The organism is Metasolibacillus sp. FSL K6-0083 (assembly GCF_038630865.1).
Taxonomy (GTDB): domain Bacteria; phylum Bacillota; class Bacilli; order Bacillales_A; family Planococcaceae; genus Metasolibacillus; species Metasolibacillus fluoroglycofenilyticus.
Genome location: NZ_CP152046.1, coordinates 1,884,603 through 1,908,735 on the forward strand (window position 1 = coordinate 1,884,603; position 24,133 = coordinate 1,908,735).

16 protein-coding genes are annotated in these 24,133 nt (G+C 35.3%); all 16 read right to left on the bottom strand.

Annotated features, from left to right (window positions below; translation table 11 throughout):
• Positions 1 to 153: 153 nt before the first annotated feature.
• Complete coding sequence (locus MHB51_RS08840) at positions 154 to 4,260, bottom strand: S8 family serine peptidase (RefSeq protein WP_342559432.1); 4,107 nt, start codon at positions 4,258 to 4,260, stop codon at positions 154 to 156.
• 995 nt (positions 4,261 to 5,255) lie between these two features.
• On the bottom strand, positions 5,256 to 7,799 hold the full coding sequence (locus MHB51_RS08845) for a tetratricopeptide repeat protein (RefSeq protein ID WP_342559433.1): 2,544 nt from the start codon (positions 7,797 to 7,799) through the stop codon (positions 5,256 to 5,258).
• A gap of 254 nt (positions 7,800 to 8,053) precedes the next feature.
• Positions 8,054 to 8,959 (bottom strand): hypothetical protein, encoded by a 906-nt coding sequence (locus MHB51_RS08850; protein WP_342559434.1) that lies wholly within the window; start codon positions 8,957 to 8,959, stop codon positions 8,054 to 8,056.
• Between the two features lie 317 nt (positions 8,960 to 9,276).
• Positions 9,277 to 10,416: an aminotransferase class I/II-fold pyridoxal phosphate-dependent enzyme gene (locus tag MHB51_RS08855; RefSeq protein ID WP_342559435.1), complete on the bottom strand. Its 1,140-nt coding sequence runs from the start codon at positions 10,414 to 10,416 to the stop codon at positions 9,277 to 9,279.
• Complete coding sequence (locus MHB51_RS08860) at positions 10,409 to 11,044, bottom strand: acetyltransferase (RefSeq protein WP_342559436.1); 636 nt, start codon at positions 11,042 to 11,044, stop codon at positions 10,409 to 10,411. The genes MHB51_RS08855 and MHB51_RS08860 overlap by 8 nt, the downstream gene beginning before the upstream one ends.
• A gap of 18 nt (positions 11,045 to 11,062) precedes the next feature.
• Complete coding sequence (locus MHB51_RS08865) at positions 11,063 to 11,653, bottom strand: sugar transferase (protein ID WP_342559437.1); 591 nt, start codon at positions 11,651 to 11,653, stop codon at positions 11,063 to 11,065.
• Positions 11,654 to 12,661: a UDP-glucose 4-epimerase GalE gene (gene galE, locus MHB51_RS08870; RefSeq protein ID WP_342559438.1), complete on the bottom strand. Its 1,008-nt coding sequence runs from the start codon at positions 12,659 to 12,661 to the stop codon at positions 11,654 to 11,656.
• An 8-nt stretch (positions 12,662 to 12,669) separates the two neighbouring features.
• Positions 12,670 to 13,791, bottom strand: a complete 1,122-nt coding sequence (locus MHB51_RS08875) for a glycosyltransferase family 4 protein (protein WP_342559439.1) — start codon at positions 13,789 to 13,791, stop codon at positions 12,670 to 12,672.
• 23 nt (positions 13,792 to 13,814) lie between these two features.
• The gene (locus MHB51_RS08880; RefSeq protein WP_342559440.1) at positions 13,815 to 15,614 is read right to left on the bottom strand and encodes an LTA synthase family protein; all 1,800 of its coding nucleotides are present in this window, start codon (positions 15,612 to 15,614) and stop codon (positions 13,815 to 13,817) included.
• Between the two features lie 4 nt (positions 15,615 to 15,618).
• Positions 15,619 to 16,767 (bottom strand): hypothetical protein, encoded by a 1,149-nt coding sequence (locus MHB51_RS08885; protein WP_342559441.1) that lies wholly within the window; start codon positions 16,765 to 16,767, stop codon positions 15,619 to 15,621.
• Positions 16,768 to 16,786: 19 nt separating this feature from the next.
• Entirely contained in the window at positions 16,787 to 17,890 is a 1,104-nt protein-coding gene (locus tag MHB51_RS08890) for a hypothetical protein (RefSeq protein WP_342559442.1), read from the bottom strand.
• A complete protein-coding gene (locus MHB51_RS08895) occupies positions 17,887 to 19,155 on the bottom strand; it encodes an oligosaccharide flippase family protein (RefSeq protein WP_342559443.1) in 1,269 nt (422 codons plus the stop codon). The genes MHB51_RS08890 and MHB51_RS08895 overlap by 4 nt, the downstream gene beginning before the upstream one ends.
• Complete coding sequence (locus MHB51_RS08900; RefSeq protein ID WP_342559444.1) at positions 19,152 to 20,972, bottom strand: nucleoside-diphosphate sugar epimerase/dehydratase; 1,821 nt, start codon at positions 20,970 to 20,972, stop codon at positions 19,152 to 19,154. The genes MHB51_RS08895 and MHB51_RS08900 overlap by 4 nt, the downstream gene beginning before the upstream one ends.
• Positions 20,973 to 20,995: 23 nt before the next feature.
• Positions 20,996 to 21,925, bottom strand: coding sequence for a Wzz/FepE/Etk N-terminal domain-containing protein (locus MHB51_RS08905; protein ID WP_342559445.1), 930 nt, complete (start codon positions 21,923 to 21,925; stop codon positions 20,996 to 20,998).
• Positions 21,909 to 23,480, bottom strand: coding sequence for an O-antigen ligase family protein (locus MHB51_RS08910; protein ID WP_342559446.1), 1,572 nt, complete (start codon positions 23,478 to 23,480; stop codon positions 21,909 to 21,911). Before MHB51_RS08910 ends, MHB51_RS08905 begins: the two co-directional genes overlap by 17 nt.
• 3 nt (positions 23,481 to 23,483) lie before the next feature.
• Positions 23,484 to 23,990 carry a tetratricopeptide repeat protein gene (locus MHB51_RS08915; protein WP_342559447.1) on the bottom strand — a complete coding sequence of 169 codons (507 nt, stop codon included), beginning with the start codon at positions 23,988 to 23,990 and terminating at the stop codon, positions 23,484 to 23,486.
• Positions 23,991 to 24,133: the final 143 nt, after the last annotated feature.

Sequence of the window (24,133 nt, forward strand, 5' to 3'; positions counted from 1 at the left end):
TCTCACCGCTAATTTCTTAGTGTTTTATAGTGAAATTATACTATAAAATTAATGCAGGTCAAATTTACTATCTTTAAACAAATCTATGATAAAAATAAGACGCATGAAATCAAAGCAATCGCCTCGATTTCACGCGTCTTAATTAATTTTAAACTAACGATTTTCAACAATTTCTAAGAAGTTGATTACCATTTTTGCTGCATGTGCACGTGTTGCTGGTGCTGTCGGCATGAATTTCCCTTTGTCACCTGCCGCAATGTTTAGCTCTTGTAGCATCGCAATCGCTGCCATTGTTTCTTCATTATATTTACCTAAATCCGTAAATGTTGCTTGACCTTTAGGTACATATTTTTCGCCTGTCGCATGCTCATAGGCACGATAAAGCATTAGTGCTAGCTGCGCACGTGTTATTTCACCTGAAGGCATATATTTACCATCTGTACCTCTTGCAATACCTGCCTCAAATATCGCGGCGATTTCCTCCTGCGTTTCGGCTGCATAGTTACCTATATCGCTAAATGGCGCATCCCCATCTGCAGTTAAACCTAGCGCACGCGCTATAATTGATGCAAATTGGGCACGTGTCACATTGGCATTCGGCTTCACTTCGCCGCTTTCATTACCTCTTAGTAAACCGCGCTCAATCATTTGCTGGATATAGCCTGCCGCCCAATGATTCGCTGGTAAATCTACTGGGATGAACGGTGATTTGTTTTCTTGCTCCTCTGGCTGTGGTATTTCTATTTGAGGCTTTTCGGATTCAGACTTTCCTTCCTCAGGCTGAGCTTCTGGTGCTCCACCTCCGCCTCCTGGATACCAACCACCTGAGCTATTGTTAGGTATTACTGTTACAGGAACCTCAACAGTTTGCCCATTATAGCTAACAGTAATTGTTGTTGTTCCTAGCGATTTGCCATATACTAGACCATTTTTCACATCTACCATATTGCTATTTGCTACAGAGTAAGTAGCTTCTTTCGTTACATCAGTAACGCGGTCATTTGTAGAAGCTTTTATAATATATGGCGTTAAGCTTGCTTGAATATACTTTGCATGAGCTCGCGACACAATCTGTTCTGCAGCATTTAATTCAGGCTCTCTTGCAGGGATTTCGAACGCATCCACCTTCGGAGCTACACCCTCACTTTTATTACCTACAGCATCTGTTACAATTACTTTTACCGTATCGGCTGTTGTGCTTACACCTTGGATTCCTAAAGAAAATGAACCATCTTCATTCAATATAAATGCAACAGGTGTATTATCGTTCACTGCATATTCCGCTTTTAATTTACTATTTAATTTATAGTCAAGACCATAATCTTTCAACGTCTTATTATAATCAATATATTTATCAGTAACCTGACCACTTAACACAACACCACCTGTATCACTACTCGTAACTGTAGCATTTACGGTTGGAGCTGTCCGTTTGACAATGACAGCATCGCCTGTCCACGAGCGAATTTCACCACCAGATGCTGGCCATCCAATAAAGTCGACAGAATATACCCCTTCTGGCACAGTACCTATATTGTTTTGCCAATCAGCATATTCTGGTCCGATATTTCTCGAATGTCGTCCGGCTTGTAAGTTTTCTAAATACGCTACATAACCAATTGCCCCTGTTGCAATCGGAGCAGATACATTCAACTTTTCAAGATTACGTAAATAAACCAATGCCTCGTCTACAGGTCGTGTAATTTCAAAGGACACTGTAGCCGTATCGTCCGATGTCGCAAATGATAAATCATTAGCAGAAATACTAAAATCCTTAATATCTGTTATAACGCTAAAGTCCGCAGCAAATGGCAAAGAAATTTCTGTATAATAGCCATGTGTTTGCGTTGTTTTTTCAAAGACATTTAGCTGTGCCTGTTCTCCTTGTCTCACAGTAAGTGTAGCTTGATTCACTAATAACGATGAAGTCGTTAGTGCAGGCTCTGTTGGTGTAATATAAATATAGCCGAACATTTCATCACCAAACTGAGCATTATCGTTTTTAGAAGCCTGTAATGTCACCGTTATTGTTTCTTGACCATTCGGTGCTAATACAATCGACGGCTTATCCACAGACACAACAGCATCGCCAAAGCCCTTTAAAGTATTAATCGTCACTTGATAACGGCCGCCTAACCCCTTCATATCCTTTACAACAATTTGTCTTTGCACTAAAATATTTTGCTCTTTAATAGGTTGTGGGCCAAATGTAACTGTCCCTTTAATATTCGGAACGATTTCATTTGTTTGGTCACGTAAAGCCTCATCCTGCACGTATGCTAGCGCACTTGGGAAAGCTGCATCGTAGGCATTAACGCGTCCAGCCCCTTGCTCAAACACATCATAGCCATCTAAAACCTTTGCTGTATTTGAGAGTGCGACTTTAATATCGAATGGCGACCAAGTTGGATTGGCCTGTTTCATTAATGCAGCAATTCCAGCAATATGAGGTGTTGCCATGGACGTACCCGTTTTCTGTCCGAATATTTGATTGGCAGCTAACGGCTCACCTGTTAGTAAATCATAGGTTGGAACTGTCGATAAAATATTAGTACCCGGCGCTACTACATCTGGCTTAATATCAAAGTTAGGTACAGATGGACCACGCGAGCTAGAATCATTAATTTGGTCATAAGAAATATACGTGTGAATATTAAAACTCACTTTTCCAGCTCCGGTTACTAACGCTTGCTTAATTGCCTGCCCTTTCTCTAATGACATTCCAAATGCTGGGATAAAAATTGGTGATTCCCCTTGAAAGGCATTTGTTAAAGGCCCCGTTGCATTATTATAAATAATTGCCCCAATTGCCCCTTCCGCCTTAGCATTTGCTACTTTGTCAATAAAGCTAATCTCACCTCGTGAAATAAGTGCTATCTTTCCTTCAACATCAATGCCTGTAAAGTTTTCAGGCTTTCCTAGTCCAGGAATATTAACTAAATCATATTCACCGCTCAACAGCTCAGCTATATTAGCCCCTTGCGGCAATGTAATTAATGTTAAATCCTCTGAAAATGTTTGATTCCCTACAGTAACAATTGTAGATACCTCTGTTTGTAATTCTGGCTTTGTTGAGTTCCCTACCGCAATGCCAAGTGGTGCTGTCGCTGGCGTTCCCATTGTGCCGCGCTCTGGACCATCATTCCCAGTCGCAATGACTGATATAACACCTGCTAACATGGCATTATTAATAGCAAATGACCCTGCATCAATTTCTGTATTGGAGCCGCCACCTAATGAAAGGTTAATAACATCCATTCTTTCATTAACTGCGTACTCAATTGCCGCAATAATACCAGACGTTGCGCCACTCCCGTATGCCCCTAACACACGGTAAGAGTAAAGGTCGACTTGCGGAGCGATACCCTTAACACCTAGCTCATTCACACCGATTGCAGCAATTGTACCCGCTACATGCGTGCCATGTGATGTAGCAAATGTACTCCCTCTATCATTTACCTCTCGCGCACTTGGATGACGCTCACTAGGCTTTGTTTCAGAGCCATCATTTTGATTCCTTGGTACTTTGTAAAGAGTTGGATTATCTTGAATAAAGTTTTTACCACCCTTATAAATCGGCTTCAAATCGGGATGGTCAACATCAATTCCTGTATCTAGTACCGCAACTTTAATTCCTTGCCCTTCATAGCCCTTCTCCCATAAACGACCAATACCTAAGAAATCATTTGTGACATTCATCTGCGCATCAATTTGCCCATCTGCCTGAGTCGTTTGCACCTCAGCCGTATATACTTCGACATCCGGCTCAACTAATGTAATCCCTTCTATGCTTAACAGCTTCGACAAATCGCTTGCTCGCACCTCTGCTGCAAAGCCGTTCAACACCGTATCATACGTAGAACCTTGCGTGAAAGAAATATTTTCCCCTACCATTTCCTGCACAACAGCTTCTTGCTGTGTCAAAACGATCTCCTTTGCTACAGACGCATCGGAATTCGAGAAAGTCTTCCCTTGCAACTCTGCAATCCCTTGCTCTAGCGCCACCGGATTTTCTGATAAATGAACGATAACCCCTACCTTTTGACTACCACTCAATCCCTTTAACTCATCATGTAATCTTGGTTTCCCCTGTCGTAGCAGCAATTGCTCTAAAATTGCCTGATTCGCTAATAAAGCACTTTCATCCGAGTTGCTCGAGTCCAACTCATCCGCCGCCACATTCATTGGCGAAAGTAAACTTAAAAACAAAATAAATACAACAAAAATAGCAAAAAAACGATAAACCCCTTTGTTCCCCAAAATCATTCCTCCCATACAAATGAATAGTGCTTCATATTGTAAACAACAAATTAATAGGTTCCCTTCCACCAAAAGGAACCTCATAAACTAGATTTCATCTTATAATTATCTATCAAATTAAGATGAAACGTTTTTTACAATATATTCATAAAGATATAATTCTATGTAATAATCGTCAATCATTTTTCTGATAAAACAAACAATTTAGTTAATTCCAACTATTCTTATTTGTATATTTTAGACCTAAAGACCTCTTTACAGGGAATGAGAGGATGGGAAAACGCTTCCATTTTGAATAATTACAACTTTTATTAAGTGGAGAGAGTAGAGTTCGATTATATGAGAAGGGGCTGGGGCTGTCCAAAAAGCCGTGCATAGCCGGCATTTTGGACGGTAGCGATGATGTTTCACAAAATGTTGATTCATATAAAGTGAACCTTCAATCAGTGGGGGGCTTTGCCCCCCACTGATTGGTGATAGAGGAACACAAGCTAGGATCTTCGCATCCTGCGAAAACGCTTGTGTGACCAACATCGTGTTGGCCTCATTCTTAGTTTTTACAGGCTGTTTGATCCCCCACTTAAACATCTTGTTTTTATCTGCTGTTTTGAAGTGGGGGGTATTACAGCCTGCTCCTGCGATTACTCGTCGCAAACAAATTTGTTAATACGGGATAAACAGAGAACGCCTCTTTTAAAAGTGTGATGAACATTGGCTTTAGCAGCGTTATCCTTCAATAAAAGGGAAGCGATGAAAACATTTATTTCAATGCAGTGTCAAAACAAAATAGACTTTTCGGACAACTTCAGCCCCTGCTTCTATATTAACTATTCACTGCTTGTAGCTGTCGCTCCCCTTCAGCACAGTAAAACATGCTCCGGAAGTAGTCACAATAAATTGTCACTATCATCGTTACAAAAGAGTCGTATCAAAATGACTTTTCAGACAAATTCTTTTCTTCACCAAATCAATAGTTTTCGTTCATTTCAAAATTATTAATACTCTTTTTGCTTATAACGTGGGTCTAATTCAGCAGCCTTTGCAAAATCAGCCTCGGCCTGTTCAAGTTTCCCTAGACTTTTATAAGTAGTACCTCGATTTTTATAAGCCAATGCATATTTAGGATTTAATTCAATTGCCTTTGTATAATCCTCTATTGCCTTATCGTATTTTTTTATTTCTTGATAAACTGCTCCTCGATTATTATAGGCTATTATATATTTGGAATCTAATTCGATTGCTTTAGTATAATCTTCTATAGCTTCTTCGTATTTATCTATATCACGATAAGTAATTCCTCGATTATAATAAGCTGCTGCATATTTTGAGTCTACTTCAATTGCTTTAGTATAGTCTTTCATAGCTTTATCATATTCTTTTGTTATTTTATAGAAAATCCCTCGATTATTATATGCAGTTGCATATTTCGGATCTAACTCAATTGCCTTTGTATAATCCTCTAATGCCTTATCATATTTTTCTAAATCCCGATAAACATTTCCTCGTCCATTGTAGGGTAATGCATATTTAGGATTTAATGTAATCGCCTCTGTATATGCGTCTATTGCTTTTTGGTATTCACCAATATTTTTATATGCATTACCAAGGCTATTATATGCTCCTGTATACCTTGAATCTATTTCAATCGCTGCTAAATACTCATCTATTGCCTTCCGATATTCTTTCAATTCAGTATATACAAGGCCCCTATTAAAATACGCATATTTATAATGAGGATTTAACTTAATTGCCCGTGTATAGTTTTCTAAAGCTTGCTCATAATGTCCTATCGTTTTATAAACAATTCCCAAGCTATTATAAGCATCCACATTTTCCCTATCCAATTCAATTGCTTTAGTATAATTTTCGATAGCCTCCCCATAATCTTTTAAACCTGTATAAATACTTCCGCGCAAATTATAGCTAAAAGCATCATTTATATTTAATTCAATCGCTTTATTAATAGATTGCAGTGCAGCATCAAAATTACCTTCTAAATAGTCAATGCGAGATTTATTTTGATAAGTTATCCAGTTCTCTTTAATGACTAGTTCTTCAACTTTCTCAATCGGTTGCGTATATTTATTATCTTCTAGCATGCTTTTCCTATCAATAATATCAACCATGCCATCCTCTGAAATAACGATTATAACACTTTCATTTTTTAAGTTTTGATAACGTATAGCTGAATTATACCTTGCTCCCCTTGAGCTATTTCCTTTTCCTTCGACTGCGAGCCCATCTAAAATCATACCTACTGCATAACAAGAACCATATATATCTAAATAAATTGCTCCATCAATACTTGTTAAGCGATTAATCAATATCTCTTTTTCCTCTTCAGAATCCATATTCAAAAAATTGATTTTATGAATTTGAATCCCTTGACCAGACAGCCTTTTTATTTCCTTTAATGCCGTTTCAGGCTTTGTTACAACAACTGTTGTTCCTTTCTTCTGCTTAGCAGCAAGCCTTACGATATCAATCATACTGTCTACAACGATACCGTATTCCTTCCCTTCTTCTTCAAGGAACTTTTGAAATGCTCTACTTAGTGATAATTTGAGCTCTTTTTCTGGAAACTCGCTCTCTCTCAAAAATAAGTTTTTATTTTGAAATCCGAATATCAAGCTTTCCTCATAACTCCACCGTATAGCCTCTGTATCTTTAACAGTTGTAGAAATCTCCTCTGAAATAAAATTAATGAAACTGATTTTATAATTAAGCGAATTCAGAAAATCAACAATCAACATTTGCCCTTCTACATTTTGTCGATTTGCTTCACTAAAATTTTTCAACTTACCTAGCCCAAAAATCATTCGATGATTTCCAATGACAAAAATTCCGTCCCCTGAAAGCTCCAAAAGTTTTCGAACAGTTCGATAAGAAGAATAAGGAATTGGTGTTTGCAATTTAACAATAAAATTAATATATTTTTCTTTAATCTTTTCAGAAATTACGATTAATTTAGCAGTGACTTTTGCCCCTTCGTAGTTTAATGTTGATATATTATCTAAGTCCCTCATCAACAGGACACTATCATTTTTTTCATCTTTTTCAATGATATCTAAATTAGATATTATTTCATTAAAAAAACTGCCAGCTATGTAATTCAATCGAATATGCACATCTTCTTTCTTCAGTTCCTCAATTCTCCTAAAAACTCGCTCAAATACCCCTTTCTTTTCCTTAGGGATAATTTCTTTAAAAATAGTATGTATTATAAAATGAATAATTGAATAATCCCTTCTGTTTTGCATAAACTCAGCATATTTATCAGCAAGTCCATAAAACGTAATATTTATCGTATATTCCTTATCCAACACTAGCTTTCCATCATAAAACAACGAAGTATTTAAGGCATTTTCCTCCGCCACTATATCTTCTTCATTTGCTGGTTGAGAAATTACCTTTTTTACCACTTTTTTCTGCCCTTCTTCAAATATTTCTATTTTCGTTTTAATTGCTGAATCAATCGCATTCATATAATCATCTATCAAATCTTTAATTTCGTCTTTAAAAATAGCTAAATTACTCAATGTATTGCCCCCATTTTAAAAGAAATTTTGCGTATTAATTACATTATGTTCATACATGTACTCTATATATGAATCTCTAATACTACGCTACCATCTACCTATTATTCTGTATAAAATGTCCACAATACTTGACACTAAATCCAAAGCAAATATAACGGCATAGGGCCTTCTGAAAAAGACATTTTTAAAGGTTTCTTTGCGATAAATTTATTATGAATTACTGCATATTAGGTAAGTGAAGGCTATAAAATATGTTAGCTTTTAGTGACTTCAAAGAAAATGCCGCTTTTCTCATTATTAATTTTCTCTACATGGAAGTGTAGCCTCTCTAAAAGCTCAATACATTGCTTTTGTTTATTTTTCATATTGAAATATCCTAAATACTCTATAATTTTTTCTAACTCATGAGTAGAATGGTCTTTATTTGTACATGCACAAATAACCTCATAGAAAAATTTTCTCATGGTCTGGTAATACATATCATTCTGTAAAGGTTCAGCCAGCAACTCATACTCTTCAAAATACTTAAGAGCAAATGCGAAATCAAAATCAAGTAATCCTTTATTAATAATATTTAGCAACAACATTGAATACTCATTTCTATACCTTCTTAACAATTGAAACTTAACTATTGTATTTTTTACACGCTTAAAAACAATATTAATTAGCTCCTTTGTAAAATAATCAATTGAGTTAGAAAAAAGCATTATTTCATAATATCCCCAAGAATCACAATTCGCTAAGTAATCACTTAATTTCGCAAACTCTATAGACTGTGGCTTACCTTCTAATATATTAAGCATATTTTGCACCATTATTTCATAATGTTGGTACTTAATATTATTTGTTCTCTCATGTTCGTTATTCAACTTTTTTATCAATAGCTTCAAACCGTCTATGTCTTTTTTATAAAAAGTTAATGCTATATTACTAAATAAATGAAATTCCATACTTTCTTTTTGTGTTAATGCTACATAAAACTCATCTAAAGAAAGATTTAAACGATCCAGCAACATGAAAAATTTACTAACTGTAGTATCGCTTTCTCCTTTTTCAAACTTACTTCGAGCTTGTCGCGATAAAAGCCCTCCATAAAGTGCTTCCGATGATATTTTTTTAGATAATCTTATTTTTCTTATTGTTTGACCAACACTATCCACCTAAAATCATACCTCCAATAATTTATGTCAACAATACTTTACATAAAATCATAATACAAAAATTATCCATATATTAAAAGTATAAAAACTTTTAGGAGGAACGATAACTATGCTACAAGTTTTCTTAGCTATTTGGGACGTTATTGGAGGAATTTAAAAATATTTTTATCCAGCATTTATTAAATAGTTTTAACGTGTTAATCATATTAAGCTAATCGCTATGAATATCCTAATTTTTGAGTATTTGTTATGAGATGAATGAAATAAGACACTTTTTTGCTCTTTCTAAACAAAAAAATGTCTTATTTCTATCCTATTTATTTAACAGCGCGTAAAATAATATCAATCACTATCTGCTGTTCTTCCACAGTCATTTTGCTATCTGATGGTAAGCAAATTCCGTTAGCAAATAATTCCTCACTAACAACCCGTGCATCACTATGCGGATAAAACTTACATTCTTCAAACAATGGTTGCATATGCAGAGGCTTCCAAACTGGTCGTGACTCGATGTTTGCCGCATTTAGTGAATCTATTAGTTCATAAGGTGTTATTTTAAGTTTTTCAGCATCTAATGTCATTGTTGACAACCAACGATTCGAGAATGTTCCTTCTAATTCTGGCATCATTGTAATACCATCTACATCTTTAAAAGTAGCTTCATAACGGTCAAAAATAGCACGTTTCTGGGAAATTCTCTCATCAAGTACTTCAAGCTGCCCTCGTCCAATTCCGGCAACAATATTACTCATACGGTAATTGTAGCCAACAACACTGTGCTGATAATGCTTTGCCGCATCACGGGCTTGTGTTGCCAAATAACGAGAACGTGCAATAAGCTCATCGTCATCTGATACAAGCATACCTCCACCAGATGTTGTAATGATTTTATTTCCGTTAAATGAATAAACACCTAGCTTACCAAATGTCCCACTATGTTTCCCATTGTATAGAGAGCCTAGTGATTCTGCTGCATCTTCAACTACTGAAACGCCATATTCATTGCATAACGCCATCAGTTCATCCATACGTGCACTTTGACCATATAAATTAACGATGATAACAGCTTTCGGTAATGTATTCGTAGCCTTCGATTCATGTAACGCGCGTTCTAATGCTTGTGGAGACATGTTCCAAGTTGTTTCTTCTGAATCGATAAAAACAGGTTCAGCACCTAAATAAAGAATAGGGTTAGCGCTTGCAATAAATGTTAAATCTGAACAAAATACTGTATCTCCAGCTTTTACACCTAATAAATCTAAAGCTAAATGGATTGCTCCCGTACCAGAGCTTGTAGCAGATGCACCTCTTACATTCACATATGAAGCTAATTCTTTTTCAAAACCATCAACATTCGCCCCCAAAGGCGCAATCCAATTCGTATCGAATGCTTCTTGAATATATTTTTGCTCAGTTCCGCCCATGTGGGGAGAGGATAATAGTATGCGATTAGTCATTCAAAGTCCTTCTTTCTTTAATAATCTTCGCAGGTACTCCAACTGCCGTAACATAGTCAGGTATATTATCAATCACTGCACTTCCTGCACCAATCATCGTCCATTTTCCAATTTGTATTGTTGGATTAACAGAAGATCGGGCACCTACCTGTGTGCCTTCTTGTACGGAAACACCGCCTGTTAAAACAGCACTTGGTGAAATATGTGCAAAGCTTTGCACTATGCAATCATGCTCTACTATACAGCCCGTATTTAAAATAACGTGATTTCCAATTATACTATCCGCATTGACAACAACATTAGGCATAACAACCGTCCCATAACCAAAAGTTGCAGATGAGCTGATAATAGCACTTGGATGAATTACTGTACCGTATCGCTCTTTTGCTAATTGTAGGCGTTCAGTTATTTTTCGACGAGCCGCATTATGACCAACAGCAATAATAATTTTTGTTTTCTCATCAAGCAAATCTGAAATTGCAGAAATTGGCCCCTTCATACAAGCCCTCTCTTTAAAAACAGATTCATATTTATCATCTAGCTTTGCAATTACTTGATGATTGTTTGCTCGAATACAGTCCTCTATCACTTTGCTATGACCGCTATCACCGATTAAAATATAACGCATGATTTACATGCCTCCTGTCTATTTCGAGCCTGTAAATTTCTCCATTGTTGCTTGACCTTCTTGTGAAATACCTTCACTGATGAATACTTTTTTCACTGTTAAAAATAGTATTTTCATATCTAACCAAAAAGATTGATTTTCTACATACCACACATCATATTCAAACTTCTGCTCCCATGAAATGGCATTGCGCCCGTTTACTTGTGCCCATCCGGTAATTCCAGGTCGTACTTCATGACGCCGTGCTTGACGCTCGTTATATAAAGGTAAATATTCGACTAGTAAGGGACGTGGACCGACGAAACTCATATCTCCTTTTAGTACATTCCATAGCTGCGGCAGTTCATCTAAGCTTAATTTTCTTAATAGTTTACCAAATGAAGTTAGCCGCTCGACATCTGGTAACAATTCACCATCTTCATTTCGTTGGTTTGTCATTGTGCGGAATTTATAGACGTGAAATATTTTGCCATTTAGTCCTGGGCGTGGTTGTGTGAAGATGGCTGGTGAACCTAATTTCATGCACACCAACATCCATGTAATCATAATGGGTACGCTTAGCAAAACAAGCATACATAAGCTAATAACAAAATCAAAAATTCTTTTCATTTATACGTACCCCTTAATTGATTGATACCAGCGCCACGAATCTACACACATATCCTCTAATTGATACTGTGCTTTCCAATTAAGCATGTTTTCAGCCTTTTGCACATCTGCAATACTAATGACAATATCTCCCTCACGTCGATTTATAATTTCATATGGGACCTTTTCGCCTGTTACAATTTCAAATGTTCGAAGTAAGCTTAATACAGAGTATCCTACACCCGTTCCAATATTAAATGCTTCACAACCTGTATGTTGCTCCACATATTGCAATGCTTTCACATGCCCCTTTGCTAAATCCATAATATGAATGAAATCTCGAATACAGCTTCCATCGAGGGTTTCATAATCTCCTCCAAATATTTGTAGCTTCGCACTTTCACCACTTGCAACTTTTAAAACATGAGGCATTAAATTATTAGGCGTATCATAAGGCATTTCTCCCAATAATCCACTTGTATGTGCCCCTATGGGATTGAAGTAGCGCATTAAAGCCACACTCCATTCTGTATTTGCCTCGACTAGATCCCGTAAAATCTCTTCTAACATAAGCTTTGAACGTCCATAAGGGTTAGGTGCTGAAAGTGGTAAGTTCTCTGTCAATGGCGGTATGGAAGTATCACCATATACCGTGGCTGAAGAGCTGAATACGAGCTTTTTCACAGCAAATTCCTGCATGACATCTAGTAAATTCAATGTACTAAAAAGATTATTTTGATAATATAATAACGGCTGTTTTACTGATTCGCCAACAGATTTATAACCTGCAAAATGTATAACTGCCGAAATACTAAATTGTTGAAATACTTTTCTTATTGCAGTTTTATCTAACATTTCAACTTTGATAAAAGACACTTTTTTGTGTGTCACCATTTCAATGCGATTCACTACATCAATTGTAGATTTTGATAAATTATCAATGATGACGCATTCATGTCCTTGGTTAATAAGTTCAACTACTGTATGACTACCAATAAAGCCTAGACCACCTGTTACTAAAATTGTCAAGCCTCCACCTACTTTACTAATTGATTATAAATCACCGCATATTCTTCTAATACATTATTTAACAAAAATGGTTCAACTAGATCTTTAGCACGCATGCCCATCAGTTCTCTTGCACTCTTTCCACTAAGCTCATAAAATGCTGTGACTAACTGCCCATTATCACCATTGTTCACAACAAAGCCACTTTCATTTGATTTTACTAAATCACGTAAACCACGTGTATTTGTCACAACACATGGAATCTCAGCTGCCATCGCTTCCATAATACTTTTAGGTAAACCTTCGCGATGTGACAGAAGTGCAACAATATCTGTTATTTGTAATAGCTTTGGTACATCTCGTCGATACCCTAAAAAATGTATATCTTTCAGCTCTTCATTTTTTACATAATCTTTTAATTGCTCTTCCTTATCTCCTGAACCGATAATTAATAACTCAAATTGAGGGGTGTGATCTTTAATTTTCCGCCAATTATTCAATAAAAATTGATGATTTTTATTATCATTCAACTCCGCAACATAAGCAACGGTAATTGCGTCATCAGCCAATCCAAGTTGTCTACGTAATTGTTGTTGCTGCTCTTTTGAAAATTGAGTTTCTGCAAACTCAACGCCAACTCCATGAACAAATGAAACTTTATCCTTTGGCAATAGCTTCTGTGCATTATGAAAGTCTTCCTCATTAATTGTAATTAAATGATCTGTCCATTTTGCAGCAATTTTTTCTGCTGGATAATAGATAAGCCAATTTTGTTTTGGAGCACCTTTATAAAAATGGAATCCATGTGCCGTATAAACAATTTTCCCATGTCTACTTTTGCGGAAGGCACCCCTCGTTAATAAAGCAGCAACAGGTGTATGGACATGTACTAGGTCAAAGCGCTCCTGTACAAATAATTGCTGCAACTTTCGATAGGCTATGATATTTTGAAGACTTAAAGGACCTCTGGAAAATGGAATATCAATGCATGTGACATTCAACTTCTCTAAGTTTTGTTTTTCTAAATTCTGTTCATCTTCTCCAGCACCAGCCGCATACACTTTATAGCCAAGTTGTTGGAAATATTGGATATATGGGATATGAAATGCAGTTAAGTGGCGATAAACAGAAGCTACGAATAGTATTTTCATATGATATTTGCCTCTCTACTTGATTAGTTCGTTGCTGATTCAATATAACGCTTTCCAAATAAAATATCGTATTGCAATATTTGATATTGCTCCTCTAAAGGCAGTAAGCTCTCTGGTGTTTCTTGGCTTAATTGCCCTTCTCTTGTTTTCTTCACTGTAGCCGTATAGACAGGTAACTGCTTAGAAAATTGATGTGTAAATTCAAATAGTGCTGGTTTTTGTAATCCAGCCATTTCTAAAATTTCCCCACCTAAAAACGATGTACTAATAGCCCCTAACTTTCGGTTCTCCTTGCCTATGTTATTCCACATGATTAATGGTGTTTCTTTCATTTTCAGCGTATCTTGTAATGACCAGTCAATGGAACTATGAAGATATCCCGTTTCTGTATAGACCTTATATTCCTCACCTAACAATGGTAGGTGGTCTCCAAAAAATACAACGATGGTTGGTTCATTTAAATCAATTAAATAATTGACTAAGCTCCCTAACTCATTGTCTGCATCAACAAGACCTGTAACATACGTGTTTAGCATTGTTGTTGTTTCTTCACTATAATCCCCTGAAACTTGTAGTGTTGTATCCTCATAGCGATGGTCATAGTAAGATCCATGGTTTTGCATTGTCACCGCATAAATAAACACAGGTTCTTCATTTCCTTCTACTTCTTTAATAATTTCCTTTGTAATTTCATTATCTGCAACATAAAAGCCTTTATTTTGCGCATCGGGCATTTCTGTCACAGATGTGAAATGATCAAACCCCATATGTTTATAGACATTTTCTCGATCCCAAAACCACTTGAAATATGTATGAATCGCGATAGAGCGATAACCTTCAGCACTTAATATACTTGCTAATGATGGTGTTTCTCTTTTTACATATTGTTGATAGGCGATAGAACCAGCAGGTAATAAGTTCATTGATAACCCAGTTAAAACTTCAAACTCCACATTTGCTGTTCCTCCCCCAAATTGTGGAGATGCAATTGTACCTACTTGTAGGTTATGCGCATTTGGTATGTATTTTTCTTGTGCTAACGTTTCATCTAAATGACCAATATCCCAAAATGCTTCACTCATAATGACAATAATATTGGGCTTTTGCATTGTCACGCTTTGTTGTATTTGCTTTTCTTCATATTGCTGGACTATCTTTCCAACCTCTGTACTATTATAATTATTTGGCTTATCAATTAAAACACTCGGCATGTTTAATATAAATCCTAACACCAAACCGTTAGTGCTTTGATTTATTTTCTGATCCCACTCTATTACATGGATAGTATGTTTATTGAAAATTTGACCAACAAAATTATCTTTGAAATTACCAATGAATATGATTATGATAATCGAGAGTGTCGCTACGATAAGTCTCCCTTTTAAGGGAAGAGAAGAACCTTCTGTCTTTTTAGCTAGTACATAAACAAAAAGAATATATACAATAAGTACACCTAAAACCACAAAAATATTCAATTGTTTATAAATCACTGGAAATAAATTCACTAATTGTTTAATAAAAAACAAATCCCAAGGCAATACAGGCTCATTAAGCATTTTTAACTTCTCATTATCAACAATTACCCAAAACACCATAAACATCGCACTACTCAAACAAACAATATATACATTTTTAGTAAAGAAAAATAAAATAGATTGACTACATAATATAATAAAATAAGTAATAAAAAAGTGAACAGGTCTATCTACTCCCCACTGGAGCGCTGACTGTATTCCCTCTTGTTTTATTGTTTCAATACTTATAATTACTAGGAATGGGATTGTAAAATAAAACACCCAACTTGCATATTTTTTTATATTCATTTATTTAAATAGCCTTTCTTTTTTGATAAACACTCTCGCCAAATTGTTTTGCGAAAATAATTATTAACGGGAGCCATCCGACAATTCTTAAACGTGAGCCTGTTCCAAAATTATCGTTTGAAATACTAATTAATAAAAACCAAACTATAGCTTGTATACATAAAAAAAACTCATCTTTAGAAAAAGTCTTTACTTTTCTAAGCAAATAAACAGTGATGAAGAAAAATAGCGAACCTTCTGTCACCATAATAATAAACGTAGAACCACCTGTTACTTGCCATGGCAATGGACCAAAAAAATTGCTAATTAAACTATAAAAATAGTTTACATAAAAGAGAATAACATTTGGTTGATCAAGAGAAATGCCCATTTGGCTTCCCCCCATCTCTAGCCCTAATTGTCGGTATTTTAAAACATCTGAAAAAGAGAGCCCAATGACAGGGACTTGCACATTTCGAAATAATATATAAAACACAGATAGACCAACAAATAAAATGCCACCAACCTTCAGTAGATTAACATTTTTTCGACTCAACACGTTTAATATTAAAGTAATGCTAGCAGCAATTAAAAAACTAAGAAGCGCATACTTACGATATCCCCCAAGCATTAACATACTAAAGATTAATAAAACACCACTAATTAGTTTGGGCCATCTTCCTTTTTCAATGTAAAGTACAATAAATAAATAACAGCTCCAAAGGAAAAAAGCGTAAATCCATACATCGCGATAAATTGACAATGTAGAATTCAGTAGAAGGCTTGGATAAACGGATAATAGAGCTACTAACAAAGAGGCAGAAATATGAAATGCTTTAGGTGATGTTATTTTTTTTAAAATGAGCAATGCTAATGCTATTAATAAAATACTTCCTGTAAAATTAAAAATTCTTAATAACATGACATTGTCAGTATGAAATACTTTCAAAATAGCACCTAAAATCCAAATATGGATGGATGTATACACATATGGCTCACCATTAATAAATTTTAACGCTTGCTCATAATAAAATTGCCCATCATCTCCACCACCAAATATAGGTAATGCTAATCCTTGGTACCCGCTACTGTAACTCATATAATAAATAATTACAGATAAAAGGAAATATAAAATGCTGTAACTGACAACATAAAGATACGTTTGTATTTTCATTCGTTATTCCCCCTATGAATTAGTACAGCATTTTTTGGTATTCATTTTCCATGAAATTAGTTGTATATGTTTGATACACCGTATGCCATAGTTCCTTTGAATGGTCATTTTTCAGTTCAATTGCTTGTTTCTCCAATGGTAAATTCAAAAAATTTGCTAAAGAAGCAGCTCCTTCTGCAATCACATACCCTGTATCACCTTCCACAACCTTCTCTGCCAGCAAAGTCCCTTCATTTGTCAATAAAGCCTTCCCTAAAAACAAGCCTTCATAATATTTATTAGGTGCAGCAAAGCGATGAACGGGATTGGATAAGTAATAAAAAGCAGCAATCAAATCGCAACATCTCATAATATTAAGCCCCGTATTATGATCAACCTTACCCCAATAAATAATATTTTCATATTGCTCTGCATAGTTCATTACTTCATTTTGCAGTAGACCATAACCTGCAATATTCAAACAAACGTTAGAATTTTCTGCTACACTACAAAGTAAATGTTCAATTCCACGGTTTCGATCAAAAACACCTACATAGCTAATAACTTTTGTAAACTGCTGACGCTGTACAGCGATCTTTTCTGCTATGAAAGTATCTTCCTGTAAATAAATATCAGGAATATTCGGAAGCACCACACTTGGTCTTCTCGCATCCTTACGAACTTGATTCATTCGATATTCTTCACAAATAATTGTAAAATCACTCTTTTTAAAAATTCTATTTTCAACGATAGATAATATTTTACCTAGAATACTTTTGCTGTTTTCTGAAGAAACCCAATCAAAGACATCAAAAATAATTTTCTTTTTTACTAGTGATTTTATAAAAAATGCAGGTATAGCTGTATCTAAATCACAAGCATGGATTACTTGATAATGCTGGCGGTTTTTCCATAGTTGCTTAACAACAAATTGAAACCATCTAATTTTCCTTGGTATATTTTTTATGCCCAAACCAAATGCGGCTGGATAGTTGAAATATATATAATTTTCCTTCTCTAAAATACCTTCACTACGGTTCCAAGCAATAACTTTATAACGTTGCTGCGTTTTTTCAAGGTAATTAATATATTTCTGTAATCTTGGATCAGGATTTGCATCATTACTCCGAATTAAAATAATCATTGTTCAATCCCTTTACTTTTAATAAATTTCATACAATATATGAATGTTAAGATGAATAGAATAGCTTCTGAAATTATCGTTGTTAAAATAACCCCTTTTAGTCCCATTGTAGAAATCAGTGAAATATTTAAAATTAGACTAATGATAAACACAATGAAAAATATTCGCACTTTAATATGAATTTGGTTTTCCGTATTCATAATCGCGTCACTCACTGCCTGAATATATCGCAGTGGAATAATAATTAACAGCATCATTAGCATCGTTGCTGCTTGTTCAAATTTCTCACCAAACAATAAATAAATTAACAACTCGCTGAGTGGCAAAAGCACGAGTGCAATACAAGCCCCTAATAGCAACATCCATTTACTACCGTTAATAAATAAAGAAATCACTTTTATCACATCATTTTTAATCCAAAAATGCAACCTTGGATTGAATAGCTGACTAAGGATAATTGTTGGAACAATGAATGTTAAACTTATAATAGTGAATGCTGCGTTATATAAACCTACCGCTTCTTCACTTAAAAAGACATTGATAAAAATAATATTGCTTTGATAAAAACCATAATAGAAAAAGGCAAGTAAAGCATAAGGCATAACACCTTGGAAAATAATTTTGTATAAGTGTTGTTCATTTAAAAGTTGATACTCACCTTCAGGGATAGCAAGGTCCATTTTAAAATAGCGCTTCAAATGCGTATAATAGTAAGCAATACCAACTATAGATAGAGCGCTTAATACATAGCCAACCCAATAAATGCTTCCTTCTACAAACAAGGAAACAGTCGCTGCTAGTAATCTTGTCGTATACAAAACGAGATTAATTATCACAATTCGCTTATAATTCGCTTCGATTTGATAAACGGTTAACGTTAACGGCAAAAGCCCCTGCAATATAATATTTGGGATAATAATCATTAAAAACACAGTTGTAAGATTGCCTAAAAAATCACCTGTATATGTAATCCCCATTACGACAGCTAGAAAAATTAGGCTAATCGGCAGCAATTTCAGCCATACTTGAGCAATTTTATAAGCATGCCGCCCATATTGCCCAAACGATTTTAAAATAAATTCAGATGCCCCGCAAGAAATAAACAGCGCTAGAAAATTAATAAAATTAAATGCACTAATAACCGCACCATATTCATCTATGCTCAAATTTCTTGCCATTATAACTTGCATAATGAGCATGATGAGCATATTAATAGCCGTTCCTAAAAAAAGAATAAGCCCATCTTTCATTAATATTTTTTTCATCGTTTCACGCTCTTTAAATTATCAATGTTATTATTAGCGATTTGTATAAGCAGTTGTTTTACTTCTTCAATCTCTTCTACTTGAATTTTATTTAAAAGCATGTCTAATTGTTCACCGCTTATTGGCTTGGCACGTCCAATATGAATTCCTGGGAACACATGCTCTTCTTGAATCTCCTCTTCATTTAACAATTCCTCGAACATTTTTTCTCCTGGACGTAAACCACTAAATTCAATTTTAATTTCTTCTTCTGTAAAACCAGAGAGCTGGATTAAATTGCTTGCTAAATCAACAATTCGCACAGGTTCTCCCATATCTAATACAAAAATCTCACCATTTCCCCCCAATGTACCTGCTTGCAGCACAAGGCGTGAGGCTTCTGGGATAGTCATGAAATAGCGCGTCATATCTGGGTGTGTAACGGTTACAGGTCCACCGAGTGCAATTTGTTTTTTAAAAAGAGGAATGACTGAGCCTCGCGAACCTAGTACATTCCCGAAACGTACCGCCGCAAATTTTGTTGTACTTTTCTTCGCCAAGTTTTGCACAACCATCTCTGCCATGCGTTTTGTTGCCCCCATAATATTTGGCGGGTTTACGGCTTTATCTGTTGAAATCATGACAAAGTTTTTCACAGCAAATTGATGAGCAGCCTCAGCAACATTTTTAGTACCGAAAATATTGTTTTTTATCGCTTCTGTTGGATTGTATTCCATCAGCGGTACATGTTTATGGGCTGCTGCATGATAAATAACATCCGGTTTATATTGCTCAATTACTTCAAAAATACGTGCTCGATCTTGAATATCTGCAATAATTGGCACTAATATTGTGCCTGTACTGCGCTGTAAAAGTTCCATATGAATTGTATAAATTGAATTTTCTCCATGCCCTAACAAAATGAGCTGCTTTGGCTGAAAATTCATCACTTGACGACATATTTCTGAACCAATTGAACCGCCTGCACCTGTCACTAGTATAATTTTGTCTGTTAACTTATTCGAAATAGCTACCATATCAAGCTTTACTTCATCTCGTCCAAGTAAATCTTCAATATATACCTCTTTCATTTCATTGACAGCTACTTTCCCTGTCATAATATCTTCAATTGAAGGCATAACTTTTACCGGCAAATTTGTTTTTGCGCAATTTTTATAAATACTTTGAATGCCTACACGACCTAGCGAAGGAATTGCAATAATAATTTCCTCAATACCATGTTTGACAACAAGTTTGGCAATATCCTTCGTTGTGCCTGACACCGTTACATCCATTACCTTTAATTGTTGCTTATGAGGATCATCATCTACAAAAATAACAGGCAATCGATCTGGTTTTAACGCATATTTCAAATTACGTGCTAACATCGTGCCACCTTGACCTGCCCCAACGATTAAAACACGTTTTAAGTTAGGTGTACTGCGAAAAGATTCTTGATCATTCAAAACTCGCAATACAAAACGTGAACCACCAATCATAATAATATGTAGCATCCATGTCACTGTCATAACACGAATATACACATCATGTACGAGAATGTATTGAATACAACTAGCCGTTGCGATAGAAATCGTAACGGCGTAGCTAATTGTCAATAATTCTCTTACAGAAGCAACACTCCACATGCGATCATATAAATGGAAGAAATACGCTGCAATATGATGACTGACAAGCAATGTACCCGCACTTAACACAATCATCGGATCTGCATACACACTAATAAAAGGGTGTAGTAGCCAATAACTCATAAAAATAGCTGAAATGACAATTACCGAGTCAATTATGAAAAATAGCATGTATCTCATTTTATAGCTCATATGAAGTAAACCTCACTTAATTTCTATTTCATCGGACTGCTATTTTTCCAATAGTAGCGGAAAAACACTGCCCCTACACTAACCATCAACCCTAAAATAGCTGCAATCGCAATATTGATTGCTTTATTCGGAGAAATTGGTTTCTTCTCCAATGTTGGCTCCGTTACTGTACGTACATGCGAATCAATAGAGAAGTTTTCTAAACCTAACTGAATCTCTTGAAAATTCGCCAATGCTTTACGATACTCTGCAGACTTTGTTTGGATTTGTGTCTGCAGTTGCAGCAACTGATTTTGTAATTGCCCATCTATACTTGCAAATGCTTCTGTCTGTTCATCGGAAATTTGCAAAGCGATTTCTGAATTAAGCACTGTTTGCATAATTAATACTTTTGGTAGATCATTTGCCTGTACAGTTTGATTATAGACTTCAATCGTTGCTTCAACTTCCTTAGAAAGAGTTTGTACTTGCTCCTCATAGCTTTGTTCAATTGTCATATAATGCTGACGAACAACCTTACTCATCTTATCTTTAGTTGTCATAACAAGAATTTGCATTTGTTGTTGTGCTTCTGCCGCTGTACGTGCCTTGTAGCTCAATTGCACATAATTGTTCAATGGGTCATTATCTACAATTGTCGTTAAATTGCGCAAATCAAATTCTGCCTTAATACCAGCCTGCTGAAAAGCTTGCTCCATTAACTCTTGATTTTTAACTCGCTCTACATAAGTATTTGGCATGAATTCAGCGGATAAATAGCTTGCCATGACATTCGAATCATTCGCTGTAATTCCTACAACCTGTATAACTGCGCTCGACTCATACTTTTCATTTATGACAAACCAACTTAAAATACCTGCAACTAACATAAAGGCAATCGTCGTACTTGCAATAACGACCTTCCCTTTCAATAAAATATCAACTAATTGTCGAAGTTCAATTGTTTCTGACATCTTCGCTCTCCTTACTTTGTAGCGTCATACCTATCATCATTCCAGCCAAAACAAATGCCACTGTTGTAAGGCTTGGTAAGCTATCATTAAATAACGCTTGTACTAAATATGCGCACCATGCAGCACCAAGAATAAAGATTGGCGCATTTTTAATTTTTACAGCAACCTTTATTGCACTAATAATAGAAGAAATGACGATGGCAAGTAAGCTAATGAGACCGATAAAGCCAGTTCCATACAATAAGCTCATATATAAACTATGCGCCTTATCAGTAATAATATCCTCTGACCCTAATCCCCCACGTGCATCAATAGTATAATGTGGGAAATTATACATTAGGCTATCTAGACCATAACCAAACAATGGCTTGTCCTTCACTAAATCAAAGGTTTTTTCCCAAATATAAAGTCGCCCAGATCCACTTGCTGTAGCTGACTCAGGTAAAACTGGCAATTCAAACACATCTGCTGCATAAGCTTTATTTGTTAATAAATAATTGAAGTTCATCTGTGATGAAGTAACCACCTCTGTCTGCTTTTCTGCATAAGGATTTGATTTAATAAAAATACCAATTGTCTCTTCCCAAACAACAGGTGAATGACTTGCCAGTACATGTAAAACCGGCGCTGTCAACAAAAGAAAAGCAGCAAGTACGATTGCAACTTGCTTTTTTGACGTGACCATAATTAATGCCGCTACTAAAAATGGCAGTAAAACAAGAAATGCTAAAAAGCCACTTGATGAAATCGACATGAATATCATTGCCATTGAAGCAAGAGCAATCACTAAATGGCCGATACGTTGCACTGTATTTTTTTCATATAGAGCGGCTCCTAAAAATAACACCGCCATAATGCCAAACATACCACTCATATAATTCCATTGATTCAATGTTCCGACTAATGTAGAACCTGCACTTAAATTAGCCCCCTCTGGTAAGAAAAGAGAAACTAAATTTTGTATTTTAGTATATTGCAATAAATCTTTACCATAAAAATTCATTGTCATGATAAATAAATTGATCAATACAAAAGGGTATAGCGAAAATAGAATCGCTTTGATTGCCTGTTTTGGATAGTTTATATTTATCGCAATAAAGAATAATGCAATATAGCATAACCAGCTAACTGCACCATCTGTACGATTGTAATGTCCGTTTAAAGCAATTGTAATACTCGGAGAAAGAATAGTAGAAATTACAATAACAAACGAAAAAATAACTAAAAAATAATTAATTACTGTTTTACGAATTGTCCCGCCCATAAAAAGAATTTTAGCGATTAGTAATAAACTTGATATAAATGTAATCGCAATAATAACAAGCGATTTATAATATGTAAATAAATCACCTAAATATCCTGATGATAGCTCACTATTGGTAGAAATAATTGGACTTGTAATTTCCACTACTTTTGCCATAACGATTAATGGCATAAAGCCAATCAATACTAATAACAAACGGAAAATCCATTTATCTACGCTTTTACGTGATAGCGCATTTTCTTTATCATCAGCAACTGTTTGTTTATTTAATTGTTCATAAAATGAAGCCATTGCTTATTTACCTCCTTGCTTTTCTTCAATATCCGCTAGCAATTCCTGTACATGCTCCTGATATGTTGGATAATCCTCTGGAGCCCATTCGGCTTGTTGACACTTTTCCAATACTTTTTGTGCTGCCTCATAATTTTCTGCATGAACCAGCACTTCAGCAAATTGCAGCATAAAAATAGCATCTTCCACTTTATATGGGTTAATATCTAACGTTTTTTGCAAATGGACTGCTGCTGCTACAAATTCTTCATTCCCCGCCGCTATCATACCTGATATATAATTAACAATCTCTGCATTTGGCTGTTTTTTTAATAGTTCCTCAGCTAATGGTGCCGCTTCAGCAAACTGCTGTTGGCTATATAATTGTATAACTTGACTATATAATGCCTCATTATTGGCAAACTGCTCATCTTGTTTTTTTGCCATCACTTTAGCTACTAATAAACCTATCGCGATGATGATAATCACTGCAATCAGTATCAATTTTCTTGTAGATTCCTTTATGATCATTGTTCTCAATCCTTTTACTTGATTTATGAATAACATTCCTATTGTACACTATTTTGAAAGTATTTGTTTAGGTTTTTATAGAAATGTAATATGGTTGAAATATTGCTTAAATAGATAAACGGCAGTAGTATTATTTTTGAAAG

Excerpts from the sequence above, each read along its gene's own strand:
- MHB51_RS08905 (WP_342559445.1), bottom strand. The coding sequence starts at position 21,925 with ATGTCAGAAACAATTGAACTTCGACAATTAGTTGATATTTTATTGAAA.
- MHB51_RS08860 (WP_342559436.1), bottom strand. The coding sequence starts at position 11,044 with ATGCGTTATATTTTAATCGGTGATAGCGGTCATAGCAAAGTGATAGAG.
- MHB51_RS08855 (WP_342559435.1), bottom strand. The coding sequence starts at position 10,416 with ATGACTAATCGCATACTATTATCCTCTCCCCACATGGGCGGAACTGAG.
- MHB51_RS08875 (WP_342559439.1), bottom strand. The coding sequence starts at position 13,791 with ATGAAAATACTATTCGTAGCTTCTGTTTATCGCCACTTAACTGCATTT.
- MHB51_RS08880 (WP_342559440.1), bottom strand. The coding sequence starts at position 15,614 with ATGAATATAAAAAAATATGCAAGTTGGGTGTTTTATTTTACAATCCCA.
- MHB51_RS08885 (WP_342559441.1), bottom strand. The coding sequence starts at position 16,767 with ATGAAAATACAAACGTATCTTTATGTTGTCAGTTACAGCATTTTATAT.
- MHB51_RS08900 (WP_342559444.1), bottom strand. The coding sequence starts at position 20,972 with ATGAGCTATAAAATGAGATACATGCTATTTTTCATAATTGACTCGGTA.
- MHB51_RS08865 (WP_342559437.1), bottom strand. The coding sequence starts at position 11,653 with ATGAAAAGAATTTTTGATTTTGTTATTAGCTTATGTATGCTTGTTTTG.
- MHB51_RS08895 (WP_342559443.1), bottom strand. The coding sequence starts at position 19,155 with ATGAAAAAAATATTAATGAAAGATGGGCTTATTCTTTTTTTAGGAACG.
- MHB51_RS08915 (WP_342559447.1), bottom strand. The coding sequence starts at position 23,990 with ATGATCATAAAGGAATCTACAAGAAAATTGATACTGATTGCAGTGATT.
- MHB51_RS08890 (WP_342559442.1), bottom strand. The coding sequence starts at position 17,890 with ATGATTATTTTAATTCGGAGTAATGATGCAAATCCTGATCCAAGATTA.
- MHB51_RS08910 (WP_342559446.1), bottom strand. The coding sequence starts at position 23,480 with ATGGCTTCATTTTATGAACAATTAAATAAACAAACAGTTGCTGATGAT.